General features: G+C 62.8%; 11 protein-coding genes, 1 tRNA gene and 1 pseudogene. 6 read left to right on the forward strand and 7 right to left on the reverse strand.

All coding sequences use genetic code 11. The features are described 5' to 3' along the window. The first annotated feature begins 4 nt into the window (after positions 1–4). From trxA to infC, 4 genes are all read left to right on the forward strand, one after another. Positions 5–442, forward strand: a complete 438-nt coding sequence (trxA, locus tag Mgrana_RS09230) for a thioredoxin (RefSeq protein WP_119357320.1) — start codon at positions 5–7, stop codon at positions 440–442. A 31-nt stretch (positions 443–473) separates the two neighbouring features. Continuing rightward, positions 474–1,628: a VLRF1 family aeRF1-type release factor gene (locus Mgrana_RS09235; protein WP_119357321.1), complete on the forward strand. Its 1,155-nt coding sequence runs from the start codon at positions 474–476 to the stop codon at positions 1,626–1,628. A gap of 191 nt (positions 1,629–1,819) precedes the next feature. Further along, a complete protein-coding gene (locus Mgrana_RS09240) occupies positions 1,820–2,200 on the forward strand; it encodes a YidB family protein (protein WP_119357322.1) in 381 nt (126 codons plus the stop codon). Between the two features lie 129 nt (positions 2,201–2,329). Then, on the forward strand, positions 2,330–2,878 hold the full coding sequence (infC, locus tag Mgrana_RS09245; protein ID WP_119357323.1) for a translation initiation factor IF-3: 549 nt from the start codon (positions 2,330–2,332) through the stop codon (positions 2,876–2,878). 54 nt (positions 2,879–2,932) lie between these two features. Here the strand turns inward: infC and Mgrana_RS09250 are convergent. The 4 genes from Mgrana_RS09250 to Mgrana_RS09265 all read right to left on the reverse strand — a co-directional run bounded on the left by Mgrana_RS09250 (position 2,933) and on the right by Mgrana_RS09265 (position 5,780). After that, positions 2,933–3,009 (reverse strand) — tRNA-Ile (locus tag Mgrana_RS09250). Between the two features lie 37 nt (positions 3,010–3,046). Then, on the reverse strand, positions 3,047–3,553 hold the full coding sequence (locus tag Mgrana_RS09255; protein WP_119357324.1) for a LapA family protein: 507 nt from the start codon (positions 3,551–3,553) through the stop codon (positions 3,047–3,049). Positions 3,554–3,694: 141 nt separating this feature from the next. Further along, the gene (locus Mgrana_RS09260) at positions 3,695–4,435 is read right to left on the reverse strand and encodes an ABC transporter ATP-binding protein (protein ID WP_119357325.1); all 741 of its coding nucleotides are present in this window, start codon (positions 4,433–4,435) and stop codon (positions 3,695–3,697) included. Positions 4,436–4,457: 22 nt separating this feature from the next. Then, positions 4,458–5,780, reverse strand: coding sequence for a S41 family peptidase (locus Mgrana_RS09265; protein ID WP_119357326.1), 1,323 nt, complete (start codon positions 5,778–5,780; stop codon positions 4,458–4,460). Positions 5,781–5,906: 126 nt separating this feature from the next. Between Mgrana_RS09265 and ftsE the strand changes: the two genes are divergently transcribed. Both ftsE and hpf read left to right on the forward strand, forming a co-directional pair. After that, entirely contained in the window at positions 5,907–6,593 is a 687-nt protein-coding gene (ftsE, locus tag Mgrana_RS09270; protein WP_119357327.1) for a cell division ATP-binding protein FtsE, read from the forward strand. 132 nt (positions 6,594–6,725) lie between these two features. Further along, positions 6,726–7,265 (forward strand): ribosome hibernation-promoting factor, HPF/YfiA family, encoded by a 540-nt coding sequence (gene hpf, locus Mgrana_RS09275; RefSeq protein WP_119357328.1) that lies wholly within the window; start codon positions 6,726–6,728, stop codon positions 7,263–7,265. 2 nt (positions 7,266–7,267) lie between these two features. Here the strand turns inward: hpf and rsmA are convergent, their stop codons facing one another. The 3 genes and pseudogenes from rsmA to Mgrana_RS09290 form a co-directional block, all read right to left on the reverse strand. After that, positions 7,268–8,083 (reverse strand): 16S rRNA (adenine(1518)-N(6)/adenine(1519)-N(6))-dimethyltransferase RsmA, encoded by an 816-nt coding sequence (gene rsmA, locus Mgrana_RS09280; protein ID WP_119357333.1) that lies wholly within the window; start codon positions 8,081–8,083, stop codon positions 7,268–7,270. Between the two features lie 26 nt (positions 8,084–8,109). Continuing rightward, positions 8,110–8,871 carry a metallophosphoesterase gene (locus tag Mgrana_RS09285; protein WP_119357334.1) on the reverse strand — a complete coding sequence of 254 codons (762 nt, stop codon included), beginning with the start codon at positions 8,869–8,871 and terminating at the stop codon, positions 8,110–8,112. Beyond that, positions 8,871–9,086: pseudogene (locus tag Mgrana_RS09290) on the reverse strand (Rad52/Rad22 family DNA repair protein); the annotation flags it as partial. The gene Mgrana_RS09285 and the pseudogene Mgrana_RS09290, both read right to left, overlap by 1 nt. Positions 9,087–9,124: the final 38 nt, after the last annotated feature.

The following is a 9,124-nucleotide window of genomic DNA, read 5'->3' on the forward strand; positions in this document are numbered from 1 at the left end:
GTTTATGCCTATCGCCGATGCCATTGTGACCTGCCCCCACTGCGGAGCCAAAAACCGCCTGGGTACCCCCCCTGCGGGCCAGGTTCCGGTGTGCGGGGCCTGTAAGCAGCCCCTGCCTTGGCTGGTCGAGGCCAAGGCCGGGCTGAGTTCCGAGCTCTCGGCCAGCGTGCCCGTGCTGGTGGACTTTTGGGCCGAGTGGTGCGGGCCCTGCCGCATGGTAGCCCCGGTGCTCGAGGAGATTGCTCGAGACTACGCCGGAAAAATCAAGATCGTGAAGCTCAACGTGGACCACCATCCTCTGGCGTCCAGCGCCTACAGCGTAAGCAGCATCCCCACCCTGATGCTCTTCAAGAACGGTCAGCCGGTAGACCGCATCGTGGGGGCTCTGCCCAAGGGGGCCCTGCTCCAACGGCTGATGCCCCACCTAAGCCCTAAAAACTAGGCCGTCCAGTGCGCTTCTGGGGGTTTTGGCTATGCTCGATCCAGCTCAACTCACTCAAATTCAACAGACCCTCGCCAACCACAAAGGCCCTACCCTCTCGCTCTACCTCGAGGTAAACCCCGGCAAACCGGAGAACGCCCGGGAAACCCTGACCCTGCGGGCCAAGGACGCGATGAAAGGCCTCGAGGTGCCCCCAGCGGTACGCCAGCGGGTGCTGGCCTACCTGTCCACCTACAATCCCGATGGGCGCACCCTGGCCCTCTTTGCCGGGGAGGATTTCCTCGAGGGCTACACCCTGCCGGTAGAGGTTCCCCTGCAGGGGGTCGAGGCCCAGTGGGGCGCCCCCGACCTCACCCCGCTCCTCATCACCCTCGATGAGCATCCTCGGGCCGGGGTTGTGTGCCTCGATCGGGAGCATCTGCAGTACTTCGAGGTGGTGCTGGGGCAGATCCAAGAGGTCGAGGATGCCTTCCGGGGCCTGCCTACTGAGGAGTGGCGCACCCTGGGCGAGGATGCGGTGGGCGGAAGTGGAGGGCGCAGCGCCGGGCCGGGGGCCACCGGGAATCTCGGGCGGGCCGCGGGCGGCAGCGGCAAAGACCTGTTTAACCACCGGGTCGGGGCCTGGACCCACCGGTTTTTCCTGCGGGTGGGCGAACTCCTCGACAAGCGCGTGGTCGAGCAAGGGATCGAGCGCCTGATCCTCATTGGGGTGCCAGAGGAGGCGGTTCAGGCTTTCCCTGCGCGGGTCCAGCAGGCCATCGCGCAAAAGCTCCCGGCCCTAGGGGTCTCGAGGCCCACTCCGGCGCAGGTCTTACAGGCTGTGCAAGACGCCCTGCAGCAGGCCGAACGCCGGGGCGAGGCAGCGCTGTTGGCCCAGGTGCGGGAGCGCGGCATCACCGGGGTGGATGCGGTGCTGGAAGCCCTTCAGGAAGGGCGCCTGCACTATGTGCTGGTGCCGCTTGACCTCGAGGTTCCAGCCTGGCGCTGCGCCAATGGCCGGGTGGGATTGAGCCCCGAGGCCCTGAAGGGCTTCTGCGATGGACAGGAGGTTCGCCCGGTCTCGCTGAGGGCAGTGTTGCCCGAGCTGGCTGCGGCCAACCGAACCCGGCTCGAGTTCGTGGGCGGGGACAGCGCCACCGCCCTTAATGTCGAGCTGGGGGGGTTGGGGGGGCTGCCCCGCTGGTAGAGGATGTGCACCATAACCCGTTTTGCTCGAGCGGTTGTGGCAAGATAAGGGTGTATTTCACCCTCCTTGGCCTCCCTGCATTCAGGGAGGTTTTTGTTTTCCCTTTTAAGTCACTCGGCAGCGGTTAGAATACCCTTGGCCCGGTCGAGGGCTGATGTGTGAGGTAAACCAGAATTCAGAAGGGGGTACTCATGGGCATGCTCGACGATCTACTCAAGGGCGCAGCAGGCGCAGGCTTGGTGGCCGTAGCCACCAAACTGATCAACGACAACGGCGGCCTTGGCGGGCTGATGGATAAATTCCAAAAGGGCGGCTTGGGGGCGGTGTTTGGCTCCTGGGTGAGCACGGGGCAGAATCAGCCGGTGAGCCCCGATCAGGTGCAGCAAATCGTCGGAAGCGACCAAATCGCCCAGATCGCGGCCAAGCTGGGGTTGCCCGCCGATCAGGTGGTGGCCCACCTCTCCCAGCTTCTGCCCCAGGTGGTGGACAAGCTGACTCCTAACGGTCAGGTTTCCCAAGCCTCACAGGAGGTAGATCCCAACGTGATTCATCAGATGCTCAGCCAGTCTTGAGCCGCTCCATCCAAAACCAAGGGGCCCCTCGATTGCGAGGGGCCCAGTTTCTCTTGTACACTCGAGACCGTAGCTTGCGAACCCTCGTACTCTTTAGGAGGCGTTGGTCCGGGCTGCGGAGGTGAAGTTATAACCAAGGATGTTCCGATCAACGAGCGAATTCGGGTGCGCCAGGTGCGCCTCATAGACGAAGAGGGAACCCAGGTCGGGGTCGTGGATACCCGGCAGGCCCTGCAGATGGCCCGGGAGCGCGAATATGACCTGGTGCTGGTCTCCCCCAACGCGGTTCCACCGGTGGCTCGGCTTTTGGATTACGGCAAGTGGCGTTATGAGCAGCAACAAGCCGAGAAGGAAGCCAGGAAAAAGGCCAAGCGCACCGAGTTGAAGAGCATTAAACTGCGCCCCAAAATCGAGGCCCACGACTACAACGTCAAGCTTGGGCATATCCGGCGTTTCCTCGAGGAGGGCCACAAGGTTAAAGTCACCATCATGTTCCGGGGTCGGGAGATGGCCCACCAGGAGCTCGGCACCCGGCTCCTCGAGCGAATCGGCAAGGACTTGGAGGGGATCGGCTTCGTGGAGATGCGCCCGGAGATGCTAGGCCGCGACATGAACATGGTCATGGCCCCCGGCTCGCGCCCCGCTGCCGCTCAGGCCCAGGCCTCGGCCTCGAGCTAGCCCCGCCCAAAAGAGCCAACCCACCCCGTCCTCCGGGGTGGTTGCTGTCTGGGTTGGTGGGCCGTGCAGGACTTGAACCCGCGACCTGGCGATTATGAGTCGCTTGCTCTGACCGACTGAGCTAACGGCCCCCGAGCCTTCATAGTGTAGCGGTTTGCAGCGATTCCCTCAACGCGGGGGCGGGGAATGGGAGTCCTGGCCGGTGATCTGATCCTCGAGCTCCCCGATATAGGCCGCCAGGGTATTCCCGGCCTTCTCGATATCCTCGCGCAGATCCGCCTCGGCCTGGTCTATTCGGGTCAGTACGTCTTGCAGCTTGGTCTCCAGGCCGGCTGGCTGCACCGCCTTGAGGCCCGAAAGCTCCTCCTCGAGCCACTTCTTGAGCTCGGTGAAGCGGCTGGTCTCGGCGTCTTCAGCCAGCTTACGGGTGCTGAGAAGCTCCCGGGCGTAGCGCTTAACCTCGAGCAGGGCTGCGGTCTCGAGAGCCACCGTGTACAGGAAATACACAATCACCAGCACGGCCAAAACGATCAGCATCACCAGGCCAAACGGGGCCTGTACTTGGGTAAAAAACAGCGAAAGGGGGCGTTCCTCGATGAACACGCTCCAGTTGCGCCAAGCAAAAAGCGCCATCAGTACGAAGATCGCCAGCAGAACAATGTTACGGGTGCGCATAGCTTATACCCACAAACAGGTGGATTGTACCGCAAAACCGGCCGGGCCAGACCGTCCCTGCCGAAGATGGGGAGAGCCAGGTGCCTCCCATACAGGGTTTTTGGGCACCTCAGCTCAAATATCGCCTATGCCCCTAATTCCTCAGGCCGAGACGGCTTCATCTCGAGCCTCCTCGGTCAAGCGCAGGAAGAACTCCTCGAGGTCGCTTCCCCCGTGCTGGCGCAGCAGCTCTTTGGGTGCACCCAGGGCCAACAACCGCCCTCGGTGCACCAGCGCCACCCGGTCAGCCACCTGCTCGGCCAGGTGGAGCTGGTGGGTGGCGTAGAGCACCGCCCGTCCGTTTTTGGAGTAATCCCGCAGCAAATCCTTGACCAAGCGGGTCGCGTGAGGATCGAGCCCTACCATGGGCTCATCGAGGATCAGGGCTTGGGGTTGGTGCAGCAGGCTCATGGCCAGCGAGAGTTTCTGTCGCATTCCGTGCGAATAGGTCTCGATCAAAGAGCTGGCAAAGCGCTCGAGCCGAAACCCCGCCAGCAGCTCCTCAATCCGTTGCTCGGTCTCGCTCCGGGGCAGCCGATACACCCCCGCCGCAAAGCGCAGCAGCTCGAGGCCCGATAGCTTACCGTAGAGGTACGGCCGATCGGGAACGTATCCAAACTGGGCCTTGGCCCGCACCGGTTCCTTCCAAACATCTACCCCATTCACCAAGGCCCGGCCCCCGCTGGGCCGCAACAACCCCACCAGCGCCTTGATGGTGGTACTTTTTCCGGCTCCGTTGGGGCCTAAAAGGGCCAGGGTTTCGCCTGGAAGCACCTCGAGGTCCAGAGCCTCCAGAGCCACGAACTTGCCGTAGCGCTTAGACAGCTTCTCGAGGCGAATCATCGCAGGCCCGGTCCCAAAATCCCTACTTCAGCTCCTCCACCGCCCGCTTGAGGATCGCGTCCTTATCCAAGTCGAGCAGGGCCTGGCCCGGCTGAGGGGCCACCGCAGGGGCGGGGATTGGCTGACTAAAGCTGAACTTGCCATCGGTGCCCACCTTGGCGGTGTAGGTTTGACCGCCGATGGTCAGCGTGGCCGTGTCTCCAGGCTTGGCCCCGGTTCCGGTAAAGGAGAGCGGGGTTTGGAAGCGGGTGTCCTTGACTACGATATCCGGGGTGATGCCCTTTTTCTGGATGCTGCGCTTGAGCGGGGTAAGCCACTCAAAGGTCACCAGGATCAGTTCGCCCCCATTCGAGAGGGGCCGCACATACTGCCCCACCCCCTTGCCAAAGCTCTGCTCCCCAATCACCTTCGCCCGCTTGGTGTCTTGCATGGCCCCCGCGACGATCTCCGAGGCCGAGGCCGAGTTGCGGTTGATCAGCACCACCATCGGCCCAGTCCAAACCGGTTTTCCATCCGCCTCGCAGACCAGTTGGGTGCGGGTACGGGTGCGCTGGTAGACGATAGGCCCCGACTGGATGAAATCGCTGGCCACCAAGCAGGCCTGCTGCAACTGCCCCCCACCGTTATCGCGCAGGTCAAAAATGAGCTTCTGGGCTCCCTGGGCTTTGAGGTCTTTGATCGCGGCGGTGAGCTGATCATTGCCCTTATCGGTCTGGAAGGTCTCGAGCGAGACATACCCGATGTTGCCAGGCAGCATGGCCTTGGTCACGGTGGTGACCTCAATCTTCTGCCGAATCATCTCGAAGCGAAGGATTACATCGCTTCCAGCCCGCCTAACCCCTACCGTCACTTTGGTGCCCAGGGGCCCCACGATTTTGTTGCGAATCTGGCTGCTATTCAGGTTGGTCACGTCCTCGCCATTGACCTCGACGATGCTGTCGCCCACCTGAATCCCCGCGTTGAAGGCCGGTTTGTTGCGGATGAGCTGGAGGATCACCGCCCCCTTCCCACCCTCACCGGGGCCCAGGGTCGCCCCAATGCCGTAGAACTCCCCCCGGCGAAACTCGTCGTCGCTCTTGGCCTCTTCGGGCGAAACATAGCTGCTGAACTCACTGTTCAGCGCACCCACCAGGCCCTGTATCCCCCCCTGGATCACCTTGTCCAGCTGCTTCTGGTCCAGCTTCTCCAGGTAATCATCCTGGATGGCCTGATAGGTCTCGAGGAAAGCCTGACCGTTAGGGTCGCGGGAAAAGCTCTCGAGCGAGGGCCGCGAGAGCTGCGCATACACCAAAGCCGCCAGTACACCGCCTACCACCACCACCGTCATCCACACTTTGCGTTTCATTGACCGGTTCACCAAGGAGCATCTTAGCGGTTGCGGATGAGAGCGCAGTGTTTATAGGCACATACCGCCAGGACACCGCTAAGGTTCTGCTCGAGACCCCGCTTTCCGTTGTACCCTAAACGAGACATGGTTCATTTCCACCGGGTCACCCTGGAGTACCGCCGCACCCAGACCAAGGCGCTGTACGACCTCAACCTGGAAATCCGCAAGGGGGAGTTTGTGTTCTTGGTGGGCCAGTCTGGGGCGGGGAAAAGCAGCCTGCTCAACCTGATCCTGAAGCGGCTCGAGCCCACCAGTGGGGCGGTGTATTTTGCCGGGGAAAACCTCAAGGCCCTGCGCGGAGACCGAATCGCCCTGCACCGTCGGCGCATCGGAGCGGTGTTTCAGGATCACCGGCTGCTGCGGGAAAAAAACGTGGAAGAAAACCTGCTGTTCGCCCTGCGCGTGCTGGGGGTGCCGAAAAACGAGTGGGAGACCCGGGTCACGCGGGCGCTGCGGCAGGTTGGGATCGTCCATAAAAAGCGCTCCTACCCCGAGGAACTCTCAGTCGGGGAAGCCCAGCGGGTGGCCATCGCCCGGGCCCTGGTAGGCGAGCCCCCCGTATTGCTGGCCGATGAGCCCACCGGCAACCTGGACCCCGCCAATGCCCTAGGGGTGCTGGAAATTTTCAAATCGGCCCATGCCCGAGGTGCCACTGTGCTGATGGCCACCCACTCCCGCGACCTGGTGGAAGCCTACCCGCAACGGGTGGTGCTGCTCAAAGCCGGTCAGTTGGTGCGCGACGAGCGCGAAGGAAAATACAGCCTGGTTTAGCGCTCCCCCATGGGAGGTTCGACTGGACATTTATCCCTCACCCGGGAGTGCTACACTACATAGCACTAGGCCTGACCTAAAGCACCTCGAGCCCCTTATGCAAGGTCAGCGCCGAGTACAAAGGAGGGCCGCATGAACGTCTACAAACTGGTTGGCCGCCAAGTCGAGATCACCGAAGCCCTCAAAAACTACATTGATAAGAAGATGCCCCGCCTGGACCGGCACTTCGAGGGGGCGGATACCAAAGTGGTGCTCTCCATGGCCCAGAGCCCGCGCATCGGCAGCCGGGCCAAGGTCGAGATTCAAGTCAGCGTGCCCAAGGGCCTGGTGCGAGTAGAGGAATCCGACCCCGACATGTATGCCGCCATTGACCGGGCCGTGGACCGGCTGGAATATCAGCTCCAGCGCTACAAAGAACGCCACTTCCAGAAGGCCCGGCAAGCGGCCCCGGTTCCGGTGGGGGCCCCCGTGGCCGAGGAGCCCGAGGAGGATGCACTGCGCATCGTGCGGGTCAAGCGCTTTGCGGTCAAGCCGATGAGCCCCGAGGATGCGGCCTTTGAGATGGAAGCCCTAGGGCACGACTTCTTCGTGTTCCGCAGCTCCGAGACGGAGCAGATCAACGTGATCTACCGCCGCCGGGACGGAAACTACGGCCTGATCGAGCCGCTGTAGCTTCATCCTCCCGGCGGGCCATCTAAAGCCTCCCGCAGCCGCTGAAATTGCTCGAGGGAGAGGGCCTCCCCGCGCACCTGGGGGCTGAGGCCCAAGGCCTCGAGCGCCCGCAGGACCTGGGGGCTGTCATAGCCCCCAGCCCGAAGGGCGTTGACCAGGGTTTTCCGGCGCTGAGCAAAAGCGGCCTCGATCAGCCGGAACAGCCGGGGGGAATCAGGGACAGGTCGGGGCTCGAGCCGCACCACCGCGCTCGTCACCTTAGGGGGTGGGAAAAAGGCCCCTGGGGGCAGGTCAAAGAGCCGCTTGGCGCTGCTGTGGTACTGCACCCTCAGCGAGAGCAGCCCATACTCTGCGGTCCCCGGCTGGGCGGTCATGCGCAGGGCCACCTCTTTTTGCACCAACACCACCATCCGGCGAAACCGCCCCGAGCGCAGGAGCTGGGTGACGAGCGGTGTGGCAATGTTGTAGGGTAGGTTTCCCGCAAACAGGCTCCCCTCAGGAAGGGCCTTCCAGTCAAACTGGAGGGCATCTGCCCACACCACCTCCACCGGTAGCCCGGCCAGGGTCTCAGCCTGCAGGGCCTCCAGCCGCCGGTCCATCTCCACGCTCACCACCTGGGCCCCAGCCTGGGCCAAGGCTCGAGTCAGGGTGCCCAGCCCTGGCCCCACCTCATAAACCCGCTCTCCCGGCCTGAAACCGACCGCCTCCACAATCCTTCGTAAGTACCCGGCCTCGACCAGAAAGTTCTGGCCGAAGCGTTTGTCGGCCCGCAAGCCGTAGCGCAGGAGGAGGTCTTGAACGGTGCGCACCGAGGTCAGATTCACGGCAACCCTCGGTGAAGGCGCTACCCGATCGCTGCCCCTGCTGAGGGAATCTGCACGATCTCCCAGTCCAGCCGATCATCGCTCAAGATCAGCTCGAGGTACTGGTCCTGGTCAAGGGCATCAATCAGGGCCAGCTTGTCCTTGATCAGGATGCCGTTTTTCATCACCGTATGGCCATAGACCCCAAAGCGGTGCCCCATGCGCTCCACATAATCCGCGTTGTACAACCACCACTCCTTGGCCTCGCGCCCGTTATAGAACATCTCGTCGTAGCTCTGGAGCCAGGGCACCGGCCCCACATGGGCGAAGTTGACCCCATAGAGGTTGATCTGGCTGGGGAAGGTATCGAACCAGGCCTTGAGATCTTCAGGGAACTCCACCCCTCCCAGCTCAGGGTGAAACTCCTTGTGCTCGAGGGTGGCGTTGCCCAGCACAAAAGTGCCGTGAACCGCGGCGTGATCGTGGTTGCCCATCAAGATGGTGACATGCCCATTGGCCGCCTCTTGAAAGCGCTTAATCCGGTGCAGCTCGCGAATCTGAGCCCTGGCAGCCATGCGCAGGTGATCCGGGTTGTTGGGGTCGTAGTCCTCGAGGCCGGTCAGTTTGCGGTAATCGGCCAGCAGCTTAGGGTGTACCAGATCGCCCATCAGCACCACCCGGTAGGTGCCGCGCACCAGGGGGTCGGTGGGCATTAGGTCCTCTCCCGCAGCAAAGGAGTGTTTGAGGGCCCGCCAGAGCTTGGCAAAATCCGCGTGCAGGTCGCCAATGGCAATGACCTTGATCACGGACGCCCCTTTAGCAAGGCCCGCAGCTCCCCGTAGAGCCTGCGGGTTTCATCGGGGGTTTTGCCATAGCCGCTGTATTTGTTGACGATGAGCGCGGCCTGCTTGCCCAGCCCTGCCTCTTTGAGGCGCTCCATCAGGCGGTCAATGAGCTCCTGGGGCTCGGGTTTGGCCGGTTCGCCCTCCGCGCCCTCCACCGCCTCAGGGGGCAGGGGGCGAGCCGGCCAAACCCGAGCCCCAGGAGCTCATTGAC

Origin of the sequence: Meiothermus granaticius NBRC 107808, assembly GCF_003574355.1 — a bacterium.
In the GTDB taxonomy this organism is placed as follows: Bacteria; Deinococcota; Deinococci; order Deinococcales; family Thermaceae; genus Meiothermus; species Meiothermus granaticius.

What these genes read in the sequence shown, in the direction of transcription:
- trxA (WP_119357320.1), top strand. Translation starts at nt 5, where the DNA reads ATGCCTATCGCCGATGCCATTGTGACCTGCCCCCACTGCGGAGCCAAA.
- Mgrana_RS09235 (WP_119357321.1), top strand. Translation starts at nt 474, where the DNA reads ATGCTCGATCCAGCTCAACTCACTCAAATTCAACAGACCCTCGCCAAC.
- Mgrana_RS09240 (WP_119357322.1), top strand. Translation starts at nt 1,820, where the DNA reads ATGGGCATGCTCGACGATCTACTCAAGGGCGCAGCAGGCGCAGGCTTG.
- Mgrana_RS09255 (WP_119357324.1), bottom strand. Translation starts at nt 3,553, where the DNA reads ATGCGCACCCGTAACATTGTTCTGCTGGCGATCTTCGTACTGATGGCG.
- Mgrana_RS09260 (WP_119357325.1), bottom strand. Translation starts at nt 4,435, where the DNA reads ATGATTCGCCTCGAGAAGCTGTCTAAGCGCTACGGCAAGTTCGTGGCT.
- Mgrana_RS09265 (WP_119357326.1), bottom strand. Translation starts at nt 5,780, where the DNA reads ATGAAACGCAAAGTGTGGATGACGGTGGTGGTGGTAGGCGGTGTACTG.
- ftsE (WP_119357327.1), top strand. Translation starts at nt 5,907, where the DNA reads ATGGTTCATTTCCACCGGGTCACCCTGGAGTACCGCCGCACCCAGACC.
- hpf (WP_119357328.1), top strand. Translation starts at nt 6,726, where the DNA reads ATGAACGTCTACAAACTGGTTGGCCGCCAAGTCGAGATCACCGAAGCC.